Below are 26,683 nucleotides of genomic sequence, written 5' to 3'. Positions count from 1 at the left end.
ACAGTTAAGCTCCGTATACTGGTTAGTTTTGTTCAAGAGCAGTGATTAAACGCTGATGAATACCTTCAAAACCACCATTACTCATAATTAAAATATGTTGTGACGGCGCACTGTTGCCAACAACCTGAGTAATGATTTCCTCAGTGCTTTTCATGCAATGCATACCTGCTTTGTCTGCATATTCTTTCAGCGACCAGCTTAAATTTTCTGGCTCAAATAAATACACATCATCTGCTGCATCGAGTGAATCAATTAAGGTTTGTTGATGCACGCCCATTTTCATAGTGTTTGAACGAGGCTCTAAAATAGCAACTATCTTATCAGTGCCTACTTTTGCACGTAGCCCTGCTAAGGTCGTTTTAATTGCCGTTGGATGATGGGCAAAGTCGTCATACACTTTTATTGAGTTAATGTCGGCTTTCAGCTCCATACGACGCTTAGGAGAGATAAACTCAGCTAAGCCTGCAATACTGACTGATACCGCGATGCCTACGTGTCTGGCTGCTGCAATGGCCATTATGGCATTTTTGACATTGTGCTCGCCCATGGCTTGCCAGCTGACAACACCTTTTACTTGTGAATCTAGTAGCACTTCAAATTCACTACCATCAGCTTTAAGTAAGCGGTAATCCCAATCACCTAACAGTGTTTCGCTTTCGCTCCAAAGGCCACGTTCAATCACATCTTGTAGTGCTTCGTCTTGGCTTGGCCAAATTACTTTGCCACTACAGGGTAATGTACGCATCAAATGATGAAATTGTTTCTTTATCGCGTTTAAATCTTCAAAAATATCAGCATGATCAAATTCAAGATTATTCAGAATTAAGGTACGCGGTAAGTAGTGTACAAATTTACTGCGTTTATCGAAAAACGCCGTGTCGTATTCGTCGGCTTCAATAACAAAAAATGGTGTTTCGCCAACACGAGCAGACACACCAAAGTTTTGCACGATACCACCAATCAAAAAGCCCGGTGTCATTCCAGCGTATTCAAGTAACCATGCTAGCATACTAGCTGTGGTTGTTTTGCCGTGTGTGCCTGCTACAGCCAACACCCACGAATTTTGCAGTAAATTATGCTTTAACCATTCTGGGCCAGATGTATAAGGTAAGCCTTTATCAAGTACGTACTCAACGCAAGGATTGCCCCGACTCATAGCATTACCAATTACCACCATATCTGGCGCAGGTTCTAGTTGGGCAACGTCATATCCTTGAGTGAGCTTTATACCTAGCTCTTCTAATTGTGTGCTCATCGGCGGGTACACATTTTGATCAGAGCCTGTCACTGTGTGACCTAACGATTTAGCGATTGCGGCAATACCACCCATAAAGGTGCCACAAATTCCAAGAATATGAATATGCATCTACTGTCCTGAGCAAAATGAATAAGAGATAAGTAAGGCGCTATAATGCCAAATATAAGCTTTACTTACCATTACTACACGGCATTAGACTTTTGCCAAATAGCCAACATAAAAAAACACCTCAACGTGAGGTGTTTTTGGATTAAGTTTAAAGCCTATTTTACAACATTAAGAATGCAAACAAACCAACACCTAATAGTAAGCGATAGATAACAAATGGCATCATGCCCATGCGCTCAATCACTTTTAAGAAAAAGAAAATACACGCATACGCAGATATAAAAGATAAGCCAGCGCCTAGTAAAATTGCATGCCAATCAATCGCCTCACCTGCAGTAGCCAACTGATACACATAATATGAACCTGCTGCAGCAATAACTGGAATTGACATTAAAAATGAAAAACGCGCAGCACTTTGTTTGTTTAGGCCCAGCATTAAACCCACTGTAATAGTAATACCTGAACGGGATGTACCAGGGAATACCATAGCAAGCACTTGTGAAAAGCCCAGCAATAGCGCACTAAAAAAGTTTACTTGGTAAATATTTTTAACTTGCTTTGCTTTAGCATCGGCATACCAAAGTAGCAAACCAAATACGATGGTTGAGGTGGCAATAACCCATGCATTACGCGAGTAGCTCTCTACAAAATCTTTGAATAAGTAACCAATTAATAATGCAGGAATAGTCGCAACTATAATCCACCAGCCTAAACGACTATCATCGGTTGCACCTTGTGCACCAAACGACTTAAACCAAGCACCAAGAATATCGACCACTTCTTTTCTAAAGTACAATACAACTGCACCTAAGGTTCCAACGTGAACAGCCACATCAAATGCTAAGCCTTGATCGTGCCAACCTAAAACTTGTGAGGGTAAAATTAAATGCGCTGAGCTCGAAATAGGTAAAAACTCAGTCAATCCTTGGATCAGGGCTAAAACAATTATCTCAATAATACTCATGGGTTAGAAAACTCCACCTTCCATAGTTTTTGTTGGGGGTTGTTATAATTCTTCCATAACTCAGCCAAAGTTAGCTTAGCTACGGGGTGATAAAAATCAGGCGCTATTTCAGCAAGAGGCTGTAATACAAACGCATTTTTGGTTATTTCATCCCGCGGTAATTGCGCAGGTGTTTCACAGATAATGTCATCATAAAACAATAAATCGAGATCTAATGTCCGCGGGCTAAACTTTTTATCTTCACGGGTGCGGCCATTATCAAGTTCAATTTTTTTCAGTAATTTACATAGTTCAGCTAATGGCATATCTGTTTTTGCTGCAACAACTGAATTATAAAAATTACTACCTGCAAACCCCACCGCTTCACTTTCGTATACTGATGAATGAATAAAATCAGGAAAGTAAGCTTTCAGCGCGATAAGCGCCTGTCGAAGATAGTGCTCTTTATTGACATTAGAACCTAGGCTTATAAAAATTTGCGCCATCTCTAATTTGCCTTACATCGGGTGATCTCAACTCCAACAGTTTGCGCTTGTGGCACTGCGGCTGGTTTACTCACGCGAATAGTGACTTGGCTGGTCGCAAACTCAGCTAAAATAATGGCAGCTAATTGCTCAACTAAAGTTTCTAGTAACTCAACAGGTTTTGCCGTTGTGTGCTCAATCACTCGCTCACTCACTTTGGCATAATCAAGAGCCAAATTTATATCATCTGTCGCCGCTGCGGCAGAAATATCACATAACATTTCGATATCAAAATACAGGCTTTGTTTACTTTCTTTTTCAAAATCATACACGCCAATGATGGTGTCTACGTGCAGTTGTGATATATATACCTTGTCCATTGATACTCCAAGCGACATAAATATTAAAAACAATACTCAGCCTTAACGCTTATTAATTTTAATAATGCGCTATATAAGCTGTCATACTGTTTTAATATGTAAAAATTACCCCTACAATAACGAATAGATGCATTGCATAGGGTGCTTACATCCGACTCGACGAGAGTGGCAAATGGTTTTGCCGCCAATGATAGCCCAAAAGTGCAGATTAAAAAATAAGGAAGCGCGTGTTAGAAGTTTTAATGTTAGTTTTGGCTTACATACTAGGTTCGGTCTCTTCCGCTATCCTTGTATCTCGGCTGTTTAAACTACCAGACCCACGCAGTCATGGATCGAATAACCCGGGTGCTACAAATGTTTATCGCCTTGGTGGTAAAGTCCCCGCTGTTTTAGTTCTTGTCTTTGATATTTTAAAAGGAACCATTCCTGTTTGGGGTGCTTACTTTTTAAAGATAGAGCCACTAATGTTAGGTTTAATTGGTGTAGCTGCTTGTTTGGGTCATATGTATCCACTGTTTTTTAGCTTTAAAGGTGGTAAAGCCGTCGCGACCGCTTTTGGCACGTTATTACCCATTGGTTTATCGCTAGGGGGGATGTTGATTGCAACTTGGCTTTTAATTGTTGCTATCACGCGTTACTCATCTCTCGCGGCACTGGTTACGGTTTCATTAGCGCCTATTTATACTTGGTGGATAAAACCTTTGTATACTCTGCCAGTTACCTTTTTAACCGTACTGATAATTTTCCGCCACAGAGCGAACATTACTCGCTTGATGGCTGGGGAAGAACCTAAAGTAGGGGCTAAGAAGAAAGCCCCAGAGCAGGAATAGTGATGTAAATTAAAGCGCTTCGAGTGAATCAATAGGCCAGCGCGGCTTAGTTTTCATATCAAGGCTAGCAAACTGCCCTGCTTTTAAGCGCTGCATACCAGCGTAAGCAATCATTGCACCGTTATCTGTACAAAACTCTGTGCGCGGGTAATACACACGCCCTTTCATGCCTTGCATTACTCGTTCAAGTTGCGCACGCAATTGCACGTTTGCACTCACACCACCGGCAATCACTAAACGTTTGATACCGGTTTGCTTTAATGCACGCTTACATTTAATGATTAGGGTATCTATTACCGCTGTTTGGAATGCATGAGCTATATCAGCTTTGGTTTGCTCGTCATCATCGCTATCACGAATAGCAAGCGATGCCGCCGTTTTTAAACCACTAAAACTAAAATCTAAGCCTGGTTTATCAGTCATCGGACGTGGAAATACAAAACGCTTAGGCGTACCCTGCTCCGCAAGTTTTGCTAAACGCGGGCCACCAGGGTAATCAAGACCTAATAACTTCGCGGTTTTATCGAATGCTTCACCGGCCGCGTCATCAACTGACTCTCCCAGCACTTCGTATTCACCAATGCCAGATACTTTTACCATCATAGTATGGCCGCCAGACACCAGTAGTGCGATAAACGGAAATTCCGGTTTGTCCTCTTCAAGCATTGGCGCAAGTAGGTGACCTTCCATATGATGTACAGCAACCGCTGGAATATTCCAACCATAAGCCAGTGAGCGACCAATTGAGGTTCCCACCAGAAGCGCACCAACAAGTCCAGGGCCTGCGGTGTATGCAATGCCATCTAAGTCTTCAGGACCACAACCCGCTTGTGCAAAGGCAGCATCAATCAAAGGTAAGGTTTTACGTACGTGATCGCGTGAAGCAAGCTCAGGAACCACACCGCCATAATCAGCATGTACTTTTACTTGGCTATACAGTTGATGTGCTAATAAGCCTTGTTCATCATCATAAATGGCAATACCCGTTTCATCACATGATGATTCAATACCTAAAATTCGCATCAATTACTCCGCCAAGAAAAACAAATGCGTATTTTACAGTGAAAATACGCATTACTGAATATTAAATTGCAATACCAATATTGGTTTGACCGTCAGATACCGCAAGTTGCTTAAGCTCTTTTACGTTCTCTGAGGTAATTCGGCCCATTTGCTCTACAAAATCAATAAGCTCTGCAAGCACATCAATTTCATACTGCATTAAAGGGTGTTCACGAACAGCTTTGTTATCAGCAATTTCACCATCCACTGTTAGTTGATATTCAATGAAACGAGCCACCGAGGCCTGTGAAATTTTACTAATATTTAAAAACTCTTGTTCATCTTTGGCTATCAAACCGTGCAGCATGCCAAGCAAAGCTGTCGCTGTATCGATTGCGGGATAGGTGCCAAACATGTCAAAGTCAGTAAGCTCTGGCACGTTTGGTTCTATTTTTTCAATTTGCTTTTCAAGGCTGATTTTACTTTTTGGCAGTAAGATTTTTTCCCAGCAAACACTCAATGCGCTACGAAAAACCGCGGCATCACCGAACCCTGTTGCTTCACTAAATAAGCTGTAATTAGGCAGCATACGCTCAAGTAATGCACCACCTAATACCGCTTTTTGCAAATAGTTTAATTCTCTAATACGTTGAAAATTATTCGCTTTCGTCATTCTTTACAGTCCCACAAGACCAACATATTTCAAATGTTGCTCCGTTAAGCTCATGACATTTTGGGCATACCCAGTCAGGAGCCGATTGTTTTAATTGCCGGTAGTTTAGCAATATTTCTTGCGCCTGGCGCTCTTTTAATGCGTAAACAAGTATATCGACCCCTGTTTGTTCAAATGGGATCTCCCCAAGCGCCCCTTGTAAAAGCTCACCTTGCAGTTGCGATTCGATCCCTTTACTTTTTAAAAGCCCTTTAATAATGTTTGCCTCTAAGCCATTTTCAGCCTGAAACACTTTTACCCAAGTGAATGGGTCCTGCTTCGCAGGTTGATTTAAATTACTGTTTTGCAAATCACTTCCCTTTTACTTTTCTATCTTTAAATCCTAAACTACGCTAGCAACTAACTTCGCTGCAATGCTTATTTCAAGGTAGCCACATGACTTTAACAACACCGGGATTGTTATTCCCAGCAATTTCTTTACTGTTACTTGCTTACACCAACCGTTTTTTGGTGCTTGCTCAGCTTATTCGAGAGCTCAATGCACGTGAAGGAGAAAGTATCCGCCCATTAGTTGTTGCACAGATTACCAATTTAAGAAAACGCATTAAATTAATTCGCGTAATGCAAGTTTATGGTGTTGCCTCTTTTTTAATGTGTACCTTATCAATGTTTGCATTATTTATAGAATTTAATACTACTGGAATCATTTTATTTGGCATCAGCCTCGCGTGCTTAGCCTTGTCGCTTCTCACCTCTTTGTATGAGATCCACATTTCTTGCGATGCAATCGAGATTGAATTGAAAAATATCGAAAAAAAACCTCTTTCAGATAAGGCAGAGTAAAATTCACCCTCTATACTTATTGTATGAGATACAACAATAAGTGGTGCTTTTGTGGATGATTTTTTATTTTCTGAAGAATCCTTAGAAGAAAATAATGTAGGTACGGAAGAGGCTGAATACTGGCATATTCTTGTTGTTGATGATGAAGAAGATATTCATCAAGTTACGAAACTAGTATTAGCTGGGTTCACTTTTGAAAATAAAGCGCTTCGCTTTTATCATGCCTATTCTGCTGCTGAAGCGAGAGAGCTTTTAGGTAAAGGAACTCCATTTTCAGTGGCACTTGTTGATGTGGTAATGGAAACAAACCACGCAGGCCTCGATCTCATTCAATACATCCGCGATGAAATAGAAAACCATGATATACGTTTAATACTGCGTACAGGTCAGCCTGGGGAAGCCCCTGAAGAAGCCATCATTCGTGATTACGATATCAATGATTACAAAAATAAAACTGAGCTCACCGCGATAAAAATGAAAACTTTGCTCTATTCAGCGCTACGTTCACATCGTGATATTCAGATTATTGATCATCATAAACATGGCCTCGAACAAATTATCAATGCCTCAGCCAATTTCCTAAAATGTGATAGTGTGCAAGAGTTTGCCTCCACAATTTTAAACCATGTTACTAACGTAATGGGGATAAGTGACAGAGAAATATATTGTGCCGCTGCGGTTAACCTGCAATCATCGCCAGCTAATGACTTTCAATTACTTGCCGCTTCAGGTGTTGAGCCAACTCCATGTAAAAATAAAATTCCTGAGGATGTAAAAAACTTATTTATTGATGCACATGAAAGAAAATCGTCTTTAAAAAACAGCACAGATTACATTGGCTACTTTCCAACAAAAGCAGGCCTTGAAACTATGTTGTATGTCAATAAAGGTTCAAAACTGCAAAATACAGACTATCAACTGCTAGAATTTTACGCCAATAATATCGCACTTGCTTATGACAACTTAAAGCTTAGAGAAATGGTCAAAGAGTCACAAAAAGAGTTGTCGTATATTCTTGGCGAAGCAGTCGAAAAGCGCTCAAAGGAAACTGGCTCACATGTTAAACGTGTCGCTTTGTACAGTGAGTTACTCGCAAAATTATATGGCTTGGATTCGTTCCGCTGTGAAATCATTAAACTGGCTTCACCATTACATGATATTGGTAAAATTAGTATTCCAGACAAGATTCTAAATAAGCCTGGTAAACTCACTGATGAAGAATGGGAAATAATGAAAACTCATGCCGAAACTGGCTATGAAATACTAAAAAACTCAACAAACGAAATATTAAACTGTGGGGCCTTAATTTCCTACCAACACCATGAAAAATGGGATGGAACTGGTTATCCGCAAGGACTAATTGGTGATAATATCGATATTGTTGGTCGAATTACTGCAATTGCAGATGTATTTGACGCACTTTGCAGTGACCGATGCTACAAAAAAGCATGGCCACTCGATGATGCTCTCTCATTGATAAAAGAGCAACGTGGGAAACATTTTGATCCAATTTTAGTCGATCAGCTACTTGAAAATTTAGCGCTTTTCTTAGAAATTAAGGAACGTTATCCTGATTGATGTAACTTTTCTGTAAAACAAGTACTTCCCAATACGGGTACAATACTTTACTATGCCTCTCGTGATGTAAAATTGTACCGCCTGGATGTAGGGCTTACTTATAACAAGGGACTATTAAAGTGAGATTTGAACAACTTGAACAATTCGTAGCATTAGGCGTGCTAAGGCATTTCCGCCAAGCTGCAGAGAAAACTCAAATAAGCACTTCTGCATTAACTAGAAGTATTCAAACACTTGAAGATGAAATTGGTTATGAGCTAGTTACTCGCTCTACTCGCTCAGTAAAGTTAACCAAAGAAGGTGAGCTTTTCCTAGAGTATGCAAAACAAACTCTCGACAATCTTGAAGAAACCAAGAAGCATTTATTTGAATCATTAAACGGCTGCGCAAGTGAAAAACTGATTATTGGCTACACCAACAAAGCGAGCACGGTTGTGCCTGTTTCTTGCGGTCAGTTTTTAGCGCAGTACCCTCATGTGAAAATCGAGATGCAGTTACAAGAGCAAAGTGAACTAGTACGTAAACTGCAATTAGGTGAAATTGATATCAGTGTATGTTCGCAAGCGATGAACAGCATTGGCAGCGATATACATTTACCTGATCAACTAATCATTTTCGTGGCTAAAAATCACCCGCTTGCAAATAAAAGTGACATTAGTAAACGCGACTTAGCTGACTACCCTATGTACAGCTGTTTTTCACAGTCAAAACAAGTGCAATCTATGCTAAACGATGCAATTGATTCTTTTGATAAAACATCAAGCATCAAAGTAGGCAGTATCGAACAAGTTATGGATGGTCTGAAAAAATCAAACCATATCGCGATTGCCAGCATTGAGCATGCTAATAGTGTGTCATCTGATCCGGAGTTACTATTATTAAAAACTAATAAAGGTATCGCACACGACCAGCTAATAATCCAAACAAACCAACAAATCAATGAGAATTCTCACGTTAGCCACTTACTCGATCTCATTGAAAAAACGGCCCTTTCAAGCCAAGGTTAGAAGCTATTTAATCTACTGCTAGCCTGTAATTAATCAGGCTAGCCAATCTTTTTTATTTCTTCATTTTTACTGCATAAAAAGCGTGCATCACACAATTTTTCATATACACTTACGCACCTTTTTTTGATTGTTCACATGAATGACCGCACCGCTTATTACCGACACATACTTAGATGCTATTGAACGTACTGGTTATGCTGTTGTTGAAAACGCGATTAATGAAAGCTTAATTGCTGATTTAATTGCCGATTGCTATCGCATTAATCCGCATTTTCATACCGCAGGTATTGGCCGATTAAACGACCAACAAATAGATAAAACTGTGCGTAAAGATAAAACCTTTTGGTTTGATAGCTCAAGCCAAGCACAAATTACTTATCTGGCGACCATGGAAGCAATAAAGACACAGTTAAACCGTGGCTTTTATTTAGGCTTATTTGACTATGAATGCCATTATGCAAAGTATCAACAAGGTGACTTTTATAAAAAGCACTATGATGCCTTCAAAGGCCGTTCTAATCGCATTTTTACAACGGTTTGTTACTTAAATACGCCAGAATCTGGCGGTGAATTGGTGATCTACAAACCAAAGAGTAAAGAGATTGAAATAGTCATTAAACCTCAAGCGGGCTTATTGGTGATGTTTGAAAGCGAACGCTTTATGCATGAAGTATTACCCGCAAACGATGTACGCTACTCTATTGCGGGTTGGTTCAGAAAAAATGCCTCAATCAGCGGTATTATCGACCCACCAAGATAATTAAAATGGCAGTGGCAAGGATGCTGCTAAACCGATAAAAATCACTAACCCCACATAGTGATTATTCAAAAATGCTTTGAAACAAGGATCTCGCTCTCGTTTATGAATAAGCGTTTGTTGATAAAGTAAAAAACCAACCGCTGCAGCTAAGCCCAGCCAATATGGCAAGCCAAGCTGATGACTCATACCTATGTAAGCAAGAATCGCAATAAATAAGGCATTGAGTAAAAAGATGATATGTCTGTCATAGCTGGCAAACAAGATTGCTGTCGATTTAACGCCAATCTTTAAGTCATCATCTCTATCAACCATGGCATACATGGTGTCATAAGCCACAGTCCAAACAAGATTCGCGATAAATAGGAGCCAGGCTTCTAATGGTACTGAGCCAATTGATGCCATATAGGCCATTGGAATAGCCCAACTGAATGCCGCGCCAAGTACAACTTGCGGCAGCTGGGTGTAGCGCTTCATAAATGGATAACAGAACGCCAGTGCTAAAGCACCAAACGATAGTAAAATCGTTGACCATCCAAGTGTTAACACTAAGCCAAACGCCACCACAATGAGCAGTACAAATAAGCTCAGAGCCTCACCACTTGATACCAAACCTGCTGCTAGCGGTCGCTGGGCTGTGCGCTTAACTGAGCCATCAATTTTACGATCGGCAAAGTCATTAATTACACAGCCGGCACTGCGCATCACAAAGACACCCAAACTAAATACCACAAAATTTAATAAGCTCGGCGTGCCAAGCTCGGCAAGCCATAGCGCCCAGTAAGTAGGCCACAATAATAATAAAGTGCCTATTGGCTTATCGGTACGCATTAATTGCTTATAGTAAGCTATATGTGCGACCTTAAGTGCAGCTAGCTTCATAGGTAAATATACGCTCCAGGTAAGAATACTTCAGCCACGAGAAAATGAGCATTAGATAAGCTAAATACACTGCGCCTTCCCCACAATGGTTGTGAAGAGTAGCCTATTTCAGCTGTTAAAGCTTGAATAGCGTGCTGCTGTGAAAACTCAGCAACTTCTATTTCAGTGCGCGATAAGTTTGGGTCTTGAAAAATAACATCGCCCAGCGGCCTTGTCCCCATACTTAGTAACTGCTGCTTTTTTAATGTATCATCTGCCGGCAACCAGCTTTGTGCATAAACCATTGGTTTACCATCGCATAGTAGTAACACTTCGCGATTTAATGCCTGACTTAAAGAGGTATTGAGTAATGCTTGTTGCTCGCGGGTTAAGTCAAAAGGTGCTTCGTTTAAAACTTTAACTGAAAAGACCTGACAGTGACTTTTAAGCTTAGCTGTTAATGACCCAGCTTCAAGCAACCAACTTTGCTGTTGTTGCGTCAAATCTGGAAATGCTGAAGCAGGCTGCCAATTTGCAGCTAATGAAACTGGGAATGTGATCACAACGACTCATTATTTTTAAAAACCGTGCAAATGATATCACTGCTGCACGTTTGGCAAAAGTCATGATTTAATCTCAAGCTGGGTTAAAAAACGCAGAACAGCCTGTATCTTAAGTGAATTTGGGTATAGACTAAAAATCATTGAAAGGGTGGAATATTCTTAACTATGAAAAAATCATTGTTATCAATTTACTTGATAAGCATGCTACTTGTTACTGCAACAAGTTGGTCTGTTCGCGCTGAATCAAATGTTGGCTACTTTGGTTTTGAGCCTGACATCATCACTAACTACATAGGTCAAGGTAATAAAAAACTTGGCTATGTTCGTATTACAGTGGATCTCATGCTCAATGATCTATCTGATATCGCAATCGTAGAACACCACACTCCACTATTGCGTGATGCGATTGTTGAAATACTCTCGAAAGAGCCAGAAGAAAACATTAAATCGCTGACCGGCCGCGAAGAAATCAGAAAGCGCTGTACCGAAAAGCTAAAAGCACTACTAAAACAAGAAACAGGACAAGAGATTGTCCGAGAAGTGTTATTTACTAAGTATTTATATCATTAATTGTAAGATGGCGGCATTAGCCGCCATTTTTATTTACGCGATTATTTGCGTGAAAGCAGCTTGTCTGACACAGCATAAGCCATACCAGCCAATAACCCCGCTAAATGTGCCCAGTTCGCCATACTCACAGGCAACATATCTACAAAGCCTAGAATAAGCCAAACCAACATAAAACCAACGATGCTATTACTTACTAGTGGCGGCTCTGTTGGCCTCATTACGCTGTAGATCCAACAAAAACCAAGTAAGCCATACACAACGCCGCTTAAACCACCAAAGTTAGGCCCAACAACTAAAAACTGTGCCCAGTTACTAATGAATGCCGTCACTAAAAATAAACCCACTAAGGTTAATTTACCGCTGCGTTTTTCTATATCGTTACCCAGCGTCATCCACCAGATCAGATTAAAAATAAGATGGACAGCGCTAAAGTGCACAATGGCAGGTGTAAACCAAGTTAGAGGCTGTGCAGGATTAAACTGCAGCATACTGTAAATAGTTTCAAAACCACCCAATAAGAAGGCCACAAATATAGCTATCGAGACTAGAGTAACTGTACGGTTTAGCCAGCTTAATGCCTTAAAACGGGCTTTTAAATTAAGTGATTGGCCTTGATATGACAGAGGCGATTGTGTACTGCCCACCTGCCATGAAGCTTGTTGGTATTTTTCGTCATGAGGGTTAGCCGCAAACTCCTGCCAAAGAGATTGGGCTTGATGAAAGTGCTCTGGAGCAACACAAATAATCACTGTTTGTCCATCTTGCGAGCGCAACTCTCCATGTAAGCCCTTACTTTTTATGTAATCTATAAAGCCTTGTGCGGCGCGAGGATTATTTATGCTACCCAACTCAATCATCGTTCAATGTGCTCCGGAAGTTGTGCTTGCCAAGCTGTAAAGCCACCATCCATGCTGTATACGTCTTCAAACCCCTGCTCTACTAAATAGCTCGCAGCACCTTGAGAACTCACACCATGATAACAAACGATGATGATTGGTTGATCAAACTCTTTATGCATCATAAAATCGCTGATGTTAGCATTTGATAAATGCTCAGCACCTGGGATATGACCCGTTTGAAATGAGTTAGGATCGCGAATATCAGCAATCACAACCTCTTCTTTATCTAACAGCGCAAATGTTTCGCTCACTGAAATATGTTTATACGACATAGTACTCTCTAAACTAAAAAGGCGGCCAAAGCCGCCTTATAAAATTATTCGGTGTTAATCCCAGTTGAGGATTACTTTACCTGATTGGCCTGAAATCATTGTATCAAAGCCTGCTTGGAAGTCATCCACAGAGAACTGGTGAGTGATAATTGGTTTCAGATCAAGGCCTGACTGAATTAGACTTGCCATCTTGTACCAAGTTTCAAACATTTCACGGCCATAAATCCCTTTAATGATTAGACCTTTGAAAATAACCTGGTTCCAATCAACCGCCATATCTGAAGGTGGAATACCTAACATGGCAATTTTACCACCGTGATTCATGTTGTTTAGCATGCTGTTAAATGCTACTGGCACACCTGACATTTCAAGACCAATATCAAAGCCTTCAGTCATGCCAAGCTCTTTCATTACATCTTCAAGCTTTTCAGTTGCTACGTTTACAGCACGAGTCGCGCCCATTTTACGCGCTAAATCTAGACGGTATTCGTTCACATCGGTGATAACCACATGACGTGCACCCACGTGTTTGGCAACAGCAGCTGCCATGATACCAATTGGGCCAGCACCTGTGATTAATACGTCTTCACCGACTAAGTCAAACGACAACGCTGTGTGTACTGCATTACCGAATGGGTCAAAGATTGATGCTAGTTCATCAGGAATGTTATCTGGAATTTTAAATGCGTTGAAAGCTGGGATCACAAGGTATTCAGCAAATGCACCTTCACGGTTTACACCAACACCTGTTGTATTACGGCATAAGTGCACTCGACCGGCGCGACAGTTACGACAGTGACCACAGGTAATATGGCCTTCGCCAGAAACACGGTCGCCAACTTGGAAACCACGTACTTCCTGACCCATATCAACCACTTCACCTACATATTCGTGACCAACAACCATTGGCGTAGGAATTGTATTTTGTGCCCACTCATCCCATTTATAAATATGGACATCTGTTCCACAAATTGCTGTTTTGCGGATTTTAATAAGCAGATCGTTATGGCCAACTTCAGGTTTTGGCGCATCAGTCATCCAGATCCCTGGTTCTGCTTTTAATTTAGATAATGCTTTCATGATTTATACTCAATTAAACAAAACCGAAGCAAAAGCTTCGGTTTAGGAAATAAAATTAGATAACACCCATTTCTTTACCAATACGGGTAAAGGCAGCAATAGCGGTATCTAATTGCTCTTTTGTATGCGCCGCAGAAATTTGCGTACGGATACGTGCTTGGCCTTTAGGTACTACTGGGAATGAGAAACCTGTTACGTAAATACCTTCAGCAAGTAATTTGTCAGCCATGGCTGAGGCAACTTTAGCATCGCCTAACATGACAGGGATAATCGCGTGGTCTTTACCTGCACAGGTAAACCCTGCAGCTTCCATTTGTTCACGGAAATACTTTGCGTTATCCCAAAGTTTAGCGCGTAACTCGCCGCCATTGCTTAGCATCTCAAGTACTTTAATTGATGCAGTAACAATTGATGGTGCAAGTGAGTTTGAGAAAAGATAAGGACGAGAACGCTGGCGTAACCACTCAACAATTTCTTTTTTGCCTGATGTGTAACCGCCTGATGCGCCACCAAGTGCTTTACCAAGGGTACCCGTGATGATATCAACACGGTCTAGTACACCGCAGTACTCCGGCGTACCTTTACCATTTTCACCAACAAAACCAACAGCGTGAGAGTCATCAACCATCACTAATGCATCATATTTATCGGCAAGATCACAAACCGCTTCAAGGTTACAAATAACGCCGTCCATTGAGAAAACGCCGTCAGTAGCGATTAACTTAGTTTTAGCGCCCGCTTCATCAGCAGCAATAAGTTGCTTTTCAAGGTCACTCATGTCGTTATTTGCATAGCGGAAACGCTTTGCTTTACAAAGACGTACACCATCAATGATCGAAGCATGGTTTAGTGCATCAGAGATAATCGCATCATCTGGACCTAGAATTGTTTCGAATAAACCTGCGTTTGCATCAAAGCATGATGAGTAAAGAATGGTGTCTTCTGTTTCTAAGAACTCAGAGATCTTTTGTTCTAAAGTTTTATGAATATCTTGAGTACCACAAATAAAGCGTACAGATGCAACACCAAAACCGTGCTCATCAAGGCCTTGTTGAGCTGCTTTAATTAACGCTGGGCTATTTGCTAAGCCAAGGTAGTTATTAGCACAAAAGTTAATAACCTTATCGCCAGAGGCAACTTCAATTTGAGCCTGTTGCTGCGACGTGATAACACGTTCGCTTTTGTATAATCCCTCAGCTTTCACTTCATCAATTTGCTGCTGCAACTGATTAAAAAACGCAGATGCTCTCATCTGTAATCTCCACATATTCTTGTACCTAATCAGAAATGATTAGCATGAATTTAAATTTTGCACCTATTGTAAAAGCTTAGACGAACAATTGCACTGTTTGCAGTTCGTCGCAAACCCTCAACTGGTGTGGGTTTGTGAACTTAAACTGGTCTTACCTCATAAATTATAAATATAAATTGGGTAAATCAGCTAAAGATTCACAAACAATATCGGCATGTTGTTCTGTTGACTCAGCATAACTTTGCCCTGAGCGAACTAAAACACGGGTAGCGATGTTAGCTCTTTCAGCAGCAATAAGGTCGCCAAGCTTATCACCGACCATAATACTTTGTGATGGGTCGATTTGATGCTCATCAATGGCTTGTAAAAGCATACCTGGGGCAGGCTTGCGACAATTACATTCTTGCAAATAGGAAGGCTCTGCTTTGCTTGGATGATGCGGACAAAAATAGACATCAAGAATAGTAACGCCGTTACTTAAAAACTCGCCCTTCATCCACTCTGTGAGGTTGGAAAAATCTTGTTCTGAATAATAACCACGGCCAATACCCGACTGGTTAGTTACCACCACAATTTTATAACCAGCATCAGCAAAAGCTTTGCACGCCTCGAATACACCGGGTACAAATTCAAACTCTTCTGGTTTGTACACATAGCCATGATCAATATTGACCACACCATCACGGTCTAAAAATAAAACTTTGCTCATTACAATTGCTCTTTTTCTACCACGTGGTCAAACATCGAAATCACCTTTTCTACACTTATTTGCGCCATTAAATCAGCCCCTTTCACGCGTGTTCCCCAAGGTAGCTGTTGCGCTGTTTTGCCTGTTTGTTCACGTAAATTTTGGTGATAAACCTCAACAACATACTCTTGATACAAATAAGGTCCTGTGCGTTTTGGGTTTGAGTGGGCATACAAACCAATAACAGGTGTTCCTACCGTTACAGCCATATGCGCAGGCCCAGTATCAGGCGCTAACACTAACGCAGCACGTTTCAAAACACATAACAGTTCTTTTAGTTGAGTTTTCCCTACTAAGTTAAGCACAGGTGCCGAACTCTGCGCGATAATTTGCTCGGCAAGTTCAATCTCTAAAGGGGTTGGGCCGCCAGTAATAACCACCGAAAAGCCTTGTTGATGAGCATGTTCAGCAAGTGCAGCATAACTCTCAGGTAACCAATTTCGCTCTTTTTTACTTGCCGCAGGCGAGATAACAAAAATACGCCCGGCTAAACGCTCCTCGCCTAATAGCGCATCGGCTGCTTGTTGGTGCTGCTCAGTAATTGGCATTTGCCATTGAGGTTTGTAATCAGGCGACCCAATTGCTTGAGCGAAGCCTTTAAAGCCTTCTAATACATGCGCCTCTGATTGCGGGGCAATACGCTTATTAATAAACAAACTATGCAACTCTTTTGAGCGTGCCCAATCAAACCCCACTTTGATCTTTGCAGGAATACAACGGGCTGCTAAATTCGCTCTGAGTGCGACTTGCATATGTAATAGCACATCAAATTTACGCCCCTTGAACGTGTCTTTAAGTTGCTGATAAGCCTGTTTGCCCTGCTTTTTATCGAACACAACAAACTCAACACCTGGTAAATCGGCCAGTAACATGGCCTCAATTTTACCAATCACCCAGGTAATTTTTGCCTTCGGATGTGCCTTTTGAATTGCTTGCACTGCTGATACGGCATGACATACATCACCAATAGCCGAAAGCCTTAAAATACAAATATCTGAATAGGAGGTTGATTGAGTCACGTGCGCCCTTAGCTACAGCAAATAATATGCGATCTTAAATTAACTTGATGCTAATGCAAGCACTTATGCGAAAAGCTAAAAATACGGTAAGATAGCGCTAATTTTATTTAATCTTGAAGTTGTTATGTTTGAAACTCAGCATCTGCAGAACACCACCCTTTTGTGTCACCCAGCTTATAAAGATGAGCTCACGCAACAGTGGTTCGATGCCAATTATTGGCAACAACAAGATAAAATCGTTGGTGCAAAAAAAGGTCGCGCAACAGCGTGGTTTTTTAAACATCAACAGCTTACAGGCGTTCTTCGTCACTATTGGCGTGGTGGTTTAATTGGTAAGTTACTGAGCGATCAGTACCTATATGTTGGTTTGAAGCAAACTCGTGTCTATAAAGAATTTACACTGATGATGCGTTTGCTTGAGCTTGGCCTAAATGTGCCGACACCCATTGCGGCAAAAGTGACCACCCGTGGCTTAATCTATCGCGGCGATATCATCACCGAAGCAGTAACTGGCGCAAAAAGCGTGTTAGATATTTTAATCACGCGCCCACTTAGCCAGTCTGAGCTAAAAGCGATAGCAGTGACTCTCAGCGAGTTTCACAATCACGGCATCTATCACGCAGATTTAAACATCAATAACATACTGTTCGATGATACAGGTAAGGTGTTTATCATTGACTTTGACCGCGGTGAAATCAAACAACCGCACGCTAGCTGGCAAACAGAGAATATCAAACGCCTTGCCCGTTCGTTTGCAAAAGAGCAAGGCCGTAATGAAGTGATGCATTGGCAGCAAAGTGATTGGCAGTCACTGGTGTGTGACTACCAAGCATTGCTTAAGACTTAATTTTGCTAATTACGTTTGATGTTGAGCAGCCATTAAGAAACTCAAGTACTTCGACTTTTCCGCCATGGCGTAAAACATGATCGGCACCAGCAATTTGGTCAACGGTGTAATCGCCGCCTTTTACTAGCACATCAGGGCTAATTTGCTCAATCAGCTTAGCTGGCGTGTCATTTTCTTCAATGCTGCCAAATGGAATAACCCAATCAACTGACGCAAGCGCACTTAATACCATAGCACGCTCATCCAATGGATTAATTGGTCTTTCTGGGCCTTTTAAGCGAGTGATTGACTCATCATTATTTAAGCCAACAACCAGCCTATCACCTCGTGCTTTAGCCTGAGCAAGGTAGCGCACATGACCTGCGTGAAGAATGTCAAAACAACCATTAGTGAAAACTATTTTTTCACCATTTTGCTTAGCAAACTCAATATGCTGAAGCACATCTTCAAACGGCGTTTGGTAATGCTCGCCGGTTTGCTGTAAATATTGACCAAGTTTACGGCTCAACTCTTCTGGCGACACGGTTGCGGCACCCAGTTTACTCACCGCAATACCTGCTGCAAGGTTGGCAATTTCAACTGCATCTTTTGCAGCCATTCCCGCACCAAGCATCACAGCTAATGTCGCGATTACGGTATCGCCTGCGCCAGTAACATCGCTGACTTCAAGTTGTTGGGCTGCAAAATCATGTTTTTCTGCTTGGCTAATTAACGACATGCCCTGCTCTGAGCGCGTTAATAGCATCGCTGCAATACCAGCCTCATTGATTAGATCACGAGCGCTTTGGGTTAAGCTTTGCTCAGAATCAGTTTTACCACCAGCAAGTTTAAATTCGTTTAAGTTAGGTGTTATATAATCAGCACCTCGGTATAAGCTTAAATCAGATGATTTAGGATCAATAAGAACCGTTTTACCCGCTTTCTTTGCAACCTGAACCATTTGTTGAATTAAGCTCAGTGAGCCTTTGTTGTAATCAGAAAACAACACAAAATCGTAGTCATTTAAAACCAGCTCTAAACGGTTTAATAACAGTTGACTGTGTTGCTCAGTAAAGGTCTCTTCAAGATCAAGACGCACAACTTGTTGATGGCGGCTGATTACTCGCATTTTAGAAATAGTCGGTAAATCGCAAACACTCACTAATTGCGAATCAATTTTCTCTGAACTTAAAATTGTTTCGAGGATTTGCCCGCTTTCATCTTCACCAACCAAGCCTAATAAGCCGACTTTACCATCTAAACGGGCAATATTTTTTGCGACGTTTGCTGCACCACCGGCTTTGTCTTCAAACTTACTGACTTTTACAACAGGTACAGGGGCTTCAGGCGAAATACGCCCTGAGTCGCCATGCCAGTATCTATCTAGCATGACATCACCAACGACTAAAATACGCGCCTTTGAAAGGTTTTTTAGTAACGCTAAATCCATTACTTTTGCTCCGCTACAACCATATCGATGGCTTCGCATAACCAATGCCCGATAAACATGTGCGCCTCTTGGATACGCGCGGTTTCATCATTTTTAATAATAATAGGTAGCTTAGCGATATCTTTTACCTTACCACCATCTCGACCTGTTAATGCCACAGTAAAGGCGCCGATTTCATTTGCCGCTGCCAGTGCAAGATTGATGTTAGGGCTAGTGCCAGATGTGGTTAAGCCAATCACCAAATCTTCAGGCTTACATAACGCCTGCACTTGGCGCTCAAATACAGTATCAAAATGATAGTCGTTACTGTGAGCGGTTAAAATTGAGGTATCTGTTGTCAATGCGATAGAAGCCAGCGGACCGCGCTCCAATTTATAACGCACAACAAACTCAGCAGCTAAATGCTGTGCATCAGCCGCGCTACCACCATTACCAAACCAAATAACCTTACCACCTGCTTGTAAAGCACTGTGACAAGCTTCTAGTAGTTGCATTACTTCAGGGTGGTAGGTTTCCATCGTCTCAAACAACATTTGATGACGATTTAAACTTTCTAGGTAGCTTGCCGCTACAGAATCAAGATTTGACATAAATATTCCTTAAAAAGTATTAACGGCTTTGCTTACCAAAAATAGGCTACAGATAACCAAGTATAGTTATCGCCAAAAACATCTTCACCATAGGTAAGAGTTGTCTCTAATGTATGCTCGTTTAATTGACGCGTGTTACTTAGTTGAAGTTCAATTGCATCATCGTATTCTCGACTAAATCCACCTATATCATACTCGTAGTTACTTTTATTCGAAATGGTTGAAACTTTAGCACGCCATAGAGACTGAAAAGATTCAGAATAAGTCACTTCTAAAACATTTACTTCAGACGGTACGCCGTCACCAAAGTAACGCTGATCTGCAGCAAAATGTCCAACAACAAATCCATCTACCGTATTACCCTTAGTAGGATAAATATAGTTTTTATACCAAAAGCTGTGCATATTGGTATGTTCAAATCTAAAACTTATTGAGTCTGTTAATTTTGGGAAAAAAGCCCCTAAACTATAAGCGACATTACCAAACTGATAGTTTTTGTGCTCTTTAGTATCTTCACCACCGTATTCAAAATAAAGCTCTGTTGGCAATCCCCAATTAAAGTTAATTACATTTGTAATTGAAGCGAACTGATCGCCCAGCTCCGCATCAGAGCTACCTACTAATGCAACATTATCATTTCCGGCAGGATCAAAAAAAGCGTCAAATACATCTCCAGCATCTACTTTACGAGGCCCACCGCCAAACTGCATCATTCGGTTAAGGCCAATTTTCCAACCACTAATAGGTTCAATACTGAAGTGAGTACCCGCAAGTTTAGGCGTACCACTATGAAGTTCACCTTGATATAAAATACCATTCTCAACATGTTCTAACTCTGAATAATACAATTCAAAATCAAAATTCCACCAATTATGAGCAGGCTTTACCATACCAATCGAAATTGACGGGGCTGTTTTTGCGTTGGTTGAAATGATTTGTGCAGAATGCTTAAACGGCGAGAACCAATGTTCTTTATACCCAAGGTTTAACTGTAAATCTTCACCAGCAAAACTAATAAACGAATTGTAATTTACAAACTTATTTGCCTTGGCTCGGTAATCAACTCCAACCTGTACTAGCGTGTAATCATTGGCACGCCAAATACCTTCAAAAAAGCCTTGTCCCCATTCATCAGAGCTAAGTCCGCGTTGATTTGCTATTTTTTTACTGTTGTCTGTATCAACTTGTAATTTAACACCTGCACGTGTTACTGCATCATCACTTTGATAAGGCTTTATTTTATAACGGATAGCTGCGACTAGTCCTGGCTCTTTTTTTTCAAGCTCAAGAAGCGCACTTTCTACTTCCGATAAACGATAAGGTTTAACCATAGGCGCGCCTGTGGTTAAGGCAAACAAAGTATCTAATTGATGATCAAGCTGTGCATCCATGCCAATCGGTAAGTAGGCGGTAGGTGCTGCAAATAAAGGCATTGAACAACTTAGAAAAGCACCAATTACCGAGGCTTTTATCATTTTAAATTTCATAACTGCTTCGTTGATTTATTAAGTAACCGAAATATTACCAAATTAGCTAACAGTAAACACTTTAAAACTTTCTTTAATAACCCTTTTTAACATTTTATATTTAGATCCCAAAGGTTCCACGCTATCATAACGTTTTACCCGTTTAGGCTAAGCAATGGCGCGCATTTTATACTCTTTACTTTTATACCTACTAAGCCCACTGGTTGTTTTTTACCTGTATGTTTTACGCGGCAAAAAGAATAAGGGTTACCGTGAGCATTTTGCTGAGCGCTTTGGCTTTTCGAACTTATCTCATCACGATGTTGTTTTTCATTGTGCCTCTGTAGGGGAAGTGTTAGCAGCAACGCCGCTTATAAAGGCTGTTCAATCAGAAAACCCAACACTTACTATTTTAGTAACCTGCAATACCCCAACGGGTCGCGAACAAATAAAAAATAACTTTAAAGATGCGGTTAGCTGCTGTTATTTACCGATTGATTTTTTCTTCGCTACGAAGCGATTTTTAAAACGTATCCAGCCAAAGGTACTGTGTATTTTAGAAACTGAGCTTTGGCCAAACCTTATGGCGCAAAGCAACAATAACGGCACAAAGGTACTTGTTTTAAATGCCCGGCTTTCAGCTAAATCACAGCAAGGCTACCAAAAGGTAATGCCTTTAACTAAGGTGATCATGCACTCTATTAGCGATCTGGCCAGTCATAATCAAGATGATGCAAAACGCTTTATTGAACTTGGTTTAAAGCCTGAAAAGGCACGCGTATTTGGCTCAATTAAATTTGATATCATGCCTACAGATGAGCAATTAAATAAAGTCGCAGCACTTAAAAACCAATATAACAACGAGCGATTTATCTGGGTTGCAGGCTCTACTCACCCTATTGAACACGAGCTTATTTTAACTGCTCATAAGAAGCTGTTAAAAGCGTTACCCAACGCTCTTTTGATTATTGCTCCACGTCACCCAGAGCAATTTGATAAAGTCGTAGAGATATTAAAAAGTTCAAATTTGAGCTTTAGTCGTCGCAGTGAAGATGACTATAACAAGCAACAAGTTGTGTTAGCTGACACGTTAGGTGAATTACAATGCTTATATGGTGTGGCAAACATCAGCTATGTTGGCGGTAGTTTAATCGAGCGAGGCGGCCATAATCCGTTAGAGTCAGCAGCGTTTTCTGTTGGCGTATTAGCAGGCCCTCATACCTATAACTTTGACCATATTTATCCTGAGCTGATTAGTGCTCAGGGAGCTAAAACCGTTACCGATGAAAATCACCTTGCTGACACACTTATCGCTTTGAGTAGTGATGTACAAAAGACGATTAAGCTCGGTCAGCAAGCTCAGAAATGCGTTACTAACAATCAAGGCGCCATCAGTAAAACGGTTAATTTAATTGAGCATTACTTAGAAAAGTAAGATAGAAAAGTAAAATAGAATAGAGAAATAATGTGACTTCAAAGCAAGCGATGAATCGCCCAGAAATACAAATGCGCGAATGGGTATCAAGCGTAATCGTAAAATACAATTTCTGCCCGTTTGCCCGTAAAGAAGTTGAAAGCAATTGCATTCATTATCAAATCAGTCAGTCTATTACGCTTGATGATGCAGTAATGGATATGCTTGAGCAGTGTAGCGCGTTAGACCAACAAGCTGAGCGCGAAACTACTTTGTTGATGTTTGAGCAAGGCTTTAAGGATTTTGAAGAGTTCTTAGATTTAGTCGATTTAGCCAATGCGCTTTTAGCTGCGCAAGGCTATGAAGGTAAGTATCAAATAGCCAACTTTCATCCTGACTATGTATTTGCTGATAGCGATGACAGCGATGCTGCAAACTATACGAATCGCGCACCTTACCCAACACTGCATCTGATCCGCGAAGCCAGCATGAGCGAAGCGTTAGACAACTACAATGAACCTGAGTCTATTCCAGAGCACAACATTAAACTTGCAAGACGCAAAGGCATCGACTTTTGGCAGCAGCTACTGCAAAACTGCATCGATAAGCGCTAACACTTACCGGCGTTCTATAGATAAAAAGCCAGCAATGCTGGCTTTTTATTTTTTATAGATATTAAATTTAGTGAGTTATTTTTTTACCCACTCACCGTTCACTTCAATGTAGTGACCCGGCTTCGTTTTTTCGATAGTTTTAGCAGCTGCAAGGGCTTCAACTTGCGCTAACGAAAGATTGTTCTTTTTCGCAAGTTTTAAATATTGCTCTTTACGCTTTGCATTAATTTCATCAACGACCGCTTTTGCTTCGCTGTTATTAACCACTAAACCTAAATAGCCTGAGCTGTCTTCACCTACTAAGCCTTGGCTTTTTGCATCATCAAGGCTGATAGCCCAAGCAGAGAAAGATAAACAAACAGCACTGATCAAGGTGATCACATTTAGTTTTTTAAGTTGTAATTTACGCATGTGTGCTCCTTAGAATAATTCGCTGTCATCACTGAATAAGGTATCTAGTTCTTTATCCACTTTTACGCGGATCTCATGGTCAACTTTTACATTTAAGTTGATTGTAATCGGCTCTTTTGCTGCCACTTCAACACGGTGGGTACAGGCACTCAGCATGCCTACTGCCGTCAGCATTACTAACCACTTAGCCATCATTGCTTCCTTTTTTTGCATACTCTTTCTCAACTCTTTGAGTAATTTCATCACTTAAACGCAGCGCTCTAAGTAAAGTAAATACATTCTCTTCATGATTATAATTAAAGTTCACTGCTTGCTGCTGCGCTTCATTATAACCCTCTAAATTTACACCTAAATGTAACCAACCATCCGGTTTGAGATTAACACTGCTGCGTAGTTTTTTAATATCTAAATTCTCAAGTAAACTCAGCGTGGTACTCAGCTCTTGTTGCTGCGCCTTTACCGCTTCAAAGCCCGCATTATTAGTGATCAGTAATTTACCATCACCCTGATTAACTAACTGCCCTTGCTTTACCTCGATGCCCTGTTTATTTATTACAACGGGTAAGGTGCCTGCTAAGCGCCCACTTAAGCTAATTCCTGATTCAGCATCAAGGGTGACCAATTTACTGGCATCAATATTTTCAAATTTAACAGTCGCGGTTTGGCTATCACTGAGTGGGCAGAACTTATTCACCACAAATGCCCCGCCCATAACCTGACCAGTTAGATTAGCTACGCAAGGCTGATTAGCTGTTACCTGCAACTGACCTTGTATATTTTTGACCACGGCACCTGCGCGCAGTTCATTGAGTGTAAATTTAGTCGCTGCAATATTAAGCTGCCCTGAATTAAACGTGCCGTTCAAATTCACTGCGAAATCATTCGCTAGATAATCATTATAAAGCGCAGTGAATTTACTTATTTGCACGCGCCCTTGTGCTTGTTGAAGATTTACATCCCCTTTTATATTGCCCGAAACGACTCCATCAGTGACGGTAGCAAGCGGCTCAAACTGAGCAATTATCGGGTTTAGCTTGGATACGGCCTGCTCTGGTATCACTAATTCAAATGGATGGGCAACCTCAGACATATTATGGCTAACAAGCGCTTCAAAGCCATCTGCAAATACATGATGTGTTGCCTGCAAGGCGCGGCTTTGAAGAGCTTTTGACACAACAGACAACTTATTTAAGCTAAGCTCTGCTGTTGATAATTTAGCGGCCGTGGTTTTGGCATCAATATCAGCAAATAACTCCCCCACACTGAGATCTGTACTAAGAGTAAGCTCATTGCTAATTTTTGCTGCGTTCATATCATCATAAGTTAATGATTTAACCTTGCTATTAGCGTTAACAACTAGGTGCTGCTGGGCATTATACTCAGCGTTAATTGCGCTGCTAAAATCAGCTATCTGTGCACCCGAAATTAGGGCATTTTTAACACTGATATTAGTATTCAGTTTAGCTGTAGGGCTAGTAAATAACCCTTCAATATTTAGCTTTCCTTTAGCCCCAATACCTTCAACCCCAAAACCCTCAGTCAAAGCGCCATCAGACTGAAAATCTAAAAATGCAGGTAGTGAATCCACCGACAGTTGAAAATCAGCGCTGACGTTCTCTTCATGCAAATGCGCGTTTAGCTTAAGCTCATCAATATCTTTACTATTAAAATCAATGTTAACTTGGCTATTAAGTGATGCCTGCGAATCCTGTAAAGAAAGGGATGTATTACTGACTGTCACCTCACTTTGCCCTTCTATAGCTTGCAGCTTTACAGTTGGGATTGATAGCAACTTACTTTCTACACTAACTGGTTTTTCAATGTGTAACTGCCAAGTAAGCGGTAACTGCGCTTCAACAAATGATTGATGCTGCTGGTCTGCGATGGTGTTTAAGCAGTCTCGGTTTGCACTAAGTTGATTTTGTAAAGCTGATAAATCCGCGTATAAATGCTGTTGATTTAATTGATACTTAGCACTCAATTGCCCTTCACTAGCAAAACCTAGGTCACACTCCCCTACAGCATGCTGATAACTTGCATTGATTGAGCTTTCAATTGCAACTGTAATTCCATCAAACTTAATCTGTGATTGAGTGGTAAAATGGCTGCTTGTTGGCAATGTTACGAACCGCTCAGCCACTTGCTCATCAAAGGTGATGTTGGCTTTGACTTCATAATTAGATATTACAACGTCAGCATTGAGATCCCGTGAAATCGTAAAATGATTTAGGCGTTTTTCTTGTATCGCCAACCTAACAGGATTTTGGGTAAACGGTGAGACTACATCAAGCTGCTCAATGCGAATTAGCGGTCTTTGCTCGGGTAATACCAAAGCAAGCTTTTTAAATTCAGTTTGTGAAGTGTCAGGTTGTTGATTATTACTCTGATTGCTAATTATAAGATTGGCTCGAGAAATACTAACCTGTTGCTTATTCGCAATAATGCCAGCTAACTCAATTTGCTGCCCTTGGTAGGTTAAGCATAATTTCTCGATATTCAAATCAAGCTTGCGAGTTAATGACCAATCAATGCAGTGAAGCTCAGCGCCATTTTTACTGAGCATAGGTGTTAAATACCACGATGTCAGTGGTAACCTGAACAGATACGCCAACAGCACCATGCTTAGCACGATACCTAGTAACCCAATACACGCCCGCTTAAAACTCAAAAAACTCTCCTTGCTTCTCGCTTCTCGCTTCTCGCTTCTCGCTTCTCGCTTCTCGCTTCTCGCTTCTCGCTTCTCAGAACATTATAAACAAAAAGGCCACACATGATAGTGAAGCC

At 40.9% G+C, this 26,683-nt stretch carries 30 protein-coding genes; 9 read left to right on the top strand and 21 right to left on the bottom strand.

The genetic code is table 11. The features are described from left to right. Nucleotides 1–22 precede the first annotated feature (22 nt). The 4 genes from mpl to folB all read right to left on the bottom strand — a co-directional run bounded on the left by mpl (nucleotide 23) and on the right by folB (nucleotide 3,174). Complete coding sequence (mpl, locus tag CWB80_RS06385) at nucleotides 23–1,366, bottom strand: UDP-N-acetylmuramate:L-alanyl-gamma-D-glutamyl-meso-diaminopimelate ligase (protein WP_138599660.1); 1,344 nt, start codon at nucleotides 1,364–1,366, stop codon at nucleotides 23–25. Nucleotides 1,367–1,526: 160 nt separating this feature from the next. After that, nucleotides 1,527–2,330, bottom strand: a complete 804-nt coding sequence (locus tag CWB80_RS06380; RefSeq protein WP_054551079.1) for an undecaprenyl-diphosphate phosphatase — start codon at nucleotides 2,328–2,330, stop codon at nucleotides 1,527–1,529. Next, complete coding sequence (gene folK / locus CWB80_RS06375; protein WP_138599659.1) at nucleotides 2,327–2,815, bottom strand: 2-amino-4-hydroxy-6-hydroxymethyldihydropteridine diphosphokinase; 489 nt, start codon at nucleotides 2,813–2,815, stop codon at nucleotides 2,327–2,329. Before folK ends, CWB80_RS06380 begins: the two co-directional genes overlap by 4 nt. 2 nt (nucleotides 2,816–2,817) lie before the next feature. After that, nucleotides 2,818–3,174 (bottom strand): dihydroneopterin aldolase, encoded by a 357-nt coding sequence (gene folB / locus CWB80_RS06370; protein ID WP_138599658.1) that lies wholly within the window; start codon nucleotides 3,172–3,174, stop codon nucleotides 2,818–2,820. A gap of 227 nt (nucleotides 3,175–3,401) precedes the next feature. On the opposite strand from folB, the gene plsY reads away from it, so the two are divergent. After that, a complete protein-coding gene (plsY, locus tag CWB80_RS06365) occupies nucleotides 3,402–4,004 on the top strand; it encodes a glycerol-3-phosphate 1-O-acyltransferase PlsY (protein WP_138599657.1) in 603 nt (200 codons plus the stop codon). A gap of 9 nt (nucleotides 4,005–4,013) precedes the next feature. Here plsY and tsaD read toward each other — a convergent pair whose 3' ends face one another. The 3 genes from tsaD to CWB80_RS06350 all read right to left on the bottom strand — a co-directional run bounded on the left by tsaD (nucleotide 4,014) and on the right by CWB80_RS06350 (nucleotide 6,028). Beyond that, complete coding sequence (gene tsaD / locus CWB80_RS06360; protein ID WP_054551076.1) at nucleotides 4,014–5,027, bottom strand: tRNA (adenosine(37)-N6)-threonylcarbamoyltransferase complex transferase subunit TsaD; 1,014 nt, start codon at nucleotides 5,025–5,027, stop codon at nucleotides 4,014–4,016. A gap of 61 nt (nucleotides 5,028–5,088) precedes the next feature. Continuing rightward, nucleotides 5,089–5,679, bottom strand: coding sequence for a YjaG family protein (locus CWB80_RS06355; protein WP_054551075.1), 591 nt, complete (start codon nucleotides 5,677–5,679; stop codon nucleotides 5,089–5,091). Further along, complete coding sequence (locus CWB80_RS06350) at nucleotides 5,663–6,028, bottom strand: putative signal transducing protein (RefSeq protein ID WP_054551074.1); 366 nt, start codon at nucleotides 6,026–6,028, stop codon at nucleotides 5,663–5,665. The genes CWB80_RS06355 and CWB80_RS06350 overlap by 17 nt, the downstream gene beginning before the upstream one ends. Nucleotides 6,029–6,114: 86 nt before the next feature. Here CWB80_RS06350 and CWB80_RS06345 point away from each other — a divergent pair, with 86 nt between their 5' ends. From CWB80_RS06345 to CWB80_RS06330, 4 genes are all read left to right on the top strand, one after another. Further along, nucleotides 6,115–6,522 carry a DUF2721 domain-containing protein gene (locus tag CWB80_RS06345; protein WP_054551073.1) on the top strand — a complete coding sequence of 136 codons (408 nt, stop codon included), beginning with the start codon at nucleotides 6,115–6,117 and terminating at the stop codon, nucleotides 6,520–6,522. A 51-nt stretch (nucleotides 6,523–6,573) separates the two neighbouring features. Beyond that, entirely contained in the window at nucleotides 6,574–8,100 is a 1,527-nt protein-coding gene (locus CWB80_RS06340) for a response regulator (protein WP_054551072.1), read from the top strand. Nucleotides 8,101–8,219: 119 nt separating this feature from the next. Then, nucleotides 8,220–9,107 (top strand): LysR family transcriptional regulator, encoded by an 888-nt coding sequence (locus tag CWB80_RS06335; protein ID WP_054551071.1) that lies wholly within the window; start codon nucleotides 8,220–8,222, stop codon nucleotides 9,105–9,107. A gap of 139 nt (nucleotides 9,108–9,246) precedes the next feature. Next, nucleotides 9,247–9,867: a 2OG-Fe(II) oxygenase gene (locus CWB80_RS06330; RefSeq protein ID WP_054551070.1), complete on the top strand. Its 621-nt coding sequence runs from the start codon at nucleotides 9,247–9,249 to the stop codon at nucleotides 9,865–9,867. On the opposite strand, the gene ubiA is transcribed toward CWB80_RS06330, so the two are convergent. Together ubiA and CWB80_RS06320 are read right to left on the bottom strand one after the other, a co-directional pair. Further along, on the bottom strand, nucleotides 9,868–10,746 hold the full coding sequence (gene ubiA / locus CWB80_RS06325) for a 4-hydroxybenzoate octaprenyltransferase (protein ID WP_138599656.1): 879 nt from the start codon (nucleotides 10,744–10,746) through the stop codon (nucleotides 9,868–9,870). Then, nucleotides 10,743–11,288, bottom strand: coding sequence for a chorismate--pyruvate lyase family protein (locus CWB80_RS06320; protein ID WP_138599655.1), 546 nt, complete (start codon nucleotides 11,286–11,288; stop codon nucleotides 10,743–10,745). The genes ubiA and CWB80_RS06320 overlap by 4 nt, the downstream gene beginning before the upstream one ends. Before the next feature lie 201 nt (nucleotides 11,289–11,489). Here CWB80_RS06320 and CWB80_RS06315 point away from each other — a divergent pair, with 201 nt between their 5' ends. Beyond that, complete coding sequence (locus CWB80_RS06315) at nucleotides 11,490–11,858, top strand: flagellar basal body-associated protein FliL (RefSeq protein ID WP_371351978.1); 369 nt, start codon at nucleotides 11,490–11,492, stop codon at nucleotides 11,856–11,858. A 41-nt stretch (nucleotides 11,859–11,899) separates the two neighbouring features. On the opposite strand, the gene glpG is transcribed toward CWB80_RS06315, so the two are convergent. The 6 genes from glpG to CWB80_RS06285 form a co-directional block, all read right to left on the bottom strand. Then, the gene (glpG, locus tag CWB80_RS06310; RefSeq protein ID WP_138599654.1) at nucleotides 11,900–12,715 is read right to left on the bottom strand and encodes a rhomboid family intramembrane serine protease GlpG; all 816 of its coding nucleotides are present in this window, start codon (nucleotides 12,713–12,715) and stop codon (nucleotides 11,900–11,902) included. After that, nucleotides 12,712–13,029, bottom strand: a complete 318-nt coding sequence (gene glpE / locus CWB80_RS06305; RefSeq protein WP_138599653.1) for a thiosulfate sulfurtransferase GlpE — start codon at nucleotides 13,027–13,029, stop codon at nucleotides 12,712–12,714. Before glpE ends, glpG begins: the two co-directional genes overlap by 4 nt. A gap of 54 nt (nucleotides 13,030–13,083) precedes the next feature. Then, a complete protein-coding gene (gene tdh / locus CWB80_RS06300; protein ID WP_054551064.1) occupies nucleotides 13,084–14,109 on the bottom strand; it encodes an L-threonine 3-dehydrogenase in 1,026 nt (341 codons plus the stop codon). A gap of 55 nt (nucleotides 14,110–14,164) precedes the next feature. Continuing rightward, nucleotides 14,165–15,361 (bottom strand): glycine C-acetyltransferase, encoded by a 1,197-nt coding sequence (locus tag CWB80_RS06295; RefSeq protein ID WP_138599652.1) that lies wholly within the window; start codon nucleotides 15,359–15,361, stop codon nucleotides 14,165–14,167. 163 nt (nucleotides 15,362–15,524) lie between these two features. Further along, entirely contained in the window at nucleotides 15,525–16,070 is a 546-nt protein-coding gene (gene gmhB / locus CWB80_RS06290; RefSeq protein WP_138599651.1) for a D-glycero-beta-D-manno-heptose 1,7-bisphosphate 7-phosphatase, read from the bottom strand. Further along, nucleotides 16,070–17,128: a glycosyltransferase family 9 protein gene (locus CWB80_RS06285; RefSeq protein WP_138599650.1), complete on the bottom strand. Its 1,059-nt coding sequence runs from the start codon at nucleotides 17,126–17,128 to the stop codon at nucleotides 16,070–16,072. The genes gmhB and CWB80_RS06285 overlap by 1 nt, the downstream gene beginning before the upstream one ends. A gap of 124 nt (nucleotides 17,129–17,252) precedes the next feature. On the opposite strand from CWB80_RS06285, the gene CWB80_RS06280 reads away from it, so the two are divergent. Beyond that, the gene (locus CWB80_RS06280) at nucleotides 17,253–17,975 is read left to right on the top strand and encodes a 3-deoxy-D-manno-octulosonic acid kinase (RefSeq protein ID WP_138599649.1); all 723 of its coding nucleotides are present in this window, start codon (nucleotides 17,253–17,255) and stop codon (nucleotides 17,973–17,975) included. Here the strand turns inward: CWB80_RS06280 and hldE are convergent. The 3 genes from hldE to CWB80_RS06265 are packed head-to-tail and all read right to left on the bottom strand — an operon-like array spanning nucleotide 17,965 to nucleotide 21,481. Next, nucleotides 17,965–19,404 (bottom strand): bifunctional D-glycero-beta-D-manno-heptose-7-phosphate kinase/D-glycero-beta-D-manno-heptose 1-phosphate adenylyltransferase HldE, encoded by a 1,440-nt coding sequence (gene hldE / locus CWB80_RS06275; RefSeq protein WP_138599690.1) that lies wholly within the window; start codon nucleotides 19,402–19,404, stop codon nucleotides 17,965–17,967. The genes CWB80_RS06280 and hldE overlap by 11 nt on opposite strands. After that, complete coding sequence (locus CWB80_RS06270) at nucleotides 19,404–19,994, bottom strand: D-sedoheptulose-7-phosphate isomerase (RefSeq protein ID WP_054560969.1); 591 nt, start codon at nucleotides 19,992–19,994, stop codon at nucleotides 19,404–19,406. Before CWB80_RS06270 ends, hldE begins: the two co-directional genes overlap by 1 nt. Nucleotides 19,995–20,026: 32 nt before the next feature. Then, on the bottom strand, nucleotides 20,027–21,481 hold the full coding sequence (locus CWB80_RS06265; protein WP_138599648.1) for a capsule assembly Wzi family protein: 1,455 nt from the start codon (nucleotides 21,479–21,481) through the stop codon (nucleotides 20,027–20,029). A 154-nt stretch (nucleotides 21,482–21,635) separates the two neighbouring features. Between CWB80_RS06265 and waaA the strand changes: the two genes are divergently transcribed. Continuing rightward, entirely contained in the window at nucleotides 21,636–22,895 is a 1,260-nt protein-coding gene (gene waaA / locus CWB80_RS06260; protein ID WP_138599647.1) for a lipid IV(A) 3-deoxy-D-manno-octulosonic acid transferase, read from the top strand. A gap of 50 nt (nucleotides 22,896–22,945) precedes the next feature. Then, on the top strand, nucleotides 22,946–23,488 hold the full coding sequence (locus CWB80_RS06255; RefSeq protein ID WP_138599689.1) for a DUF1415 domain-containing protein: 543 nt from the start codon (nucleotides 22,946–22,948) through the stop codon (nucleotides 23,486–23,488). 75 nt (nucleotides 23,489–23,563) lie between these two features. Here CWB80_RS06255 and CWB80_RS06250 read toward each other — a convergent pair whose 3' ends face one another. The 3 genes from CWB80_RS06250 to CWB80_RS06240 are packed head-to-tail and all read right to left on the bottom strand — an operon-like array spanning nucleotide 23,564 to nucleotide 26,567. Next, nucleotides 23,564–23,899: a YdbL family probable chaperone protein gene (locus CWB80_RS06250; protein ID WP_054551056.1), complete on the bottom strand. Its 336-nt coding sequence runs from the start codon at nucleotides 23,897–23,899 to the stop codon at nucleotides 23,564–23,566. A gap of 9 nt (nucleotides 23,900–23,908) precedes the next feature. Then, nucleotides 23,909–24,091: a YnbE family lipoprotein gene (locus CWB80_RS06245; protein WP_054551055.1), complete on the bottom strand. Its 183-nt coding sequence runs from the start codon at nucleotides 24,089–24,091 to the stop codon at nucleotides 23,909–23,911. Continuing rightward, entirely contained in the window at nucleotides 24,084–26,567 is a 2,484-nt protein-coding gene (locus CWB80_RS06240) for an intermembrane phospholipid transport YdbH family protein (RefSeq protein WP_138599646.1), read from the bottom strand. Before CWB80_RS06240 ends, CWB80_RS06245 begins: the two co-directional genes overlap by 8 nt. Nucleotides 26,568–26,683 lie beyond the last annotated feature (116 nt).

It is taken from the genome of Pseudoalteromonas sp. S1650 (assembly GCF_005887195.1).
GTDB classification, from domain to species: Bacteria; Pseudomonadota; Gammaproteobacteria; order Enterobacterales; family Alteromonadaceae; genus Pseudoalteromonas; species Pseudoalteromonas simplex.
This window is presented reverse-complemented; position numbering and strand designations above follow the sequence as displayed.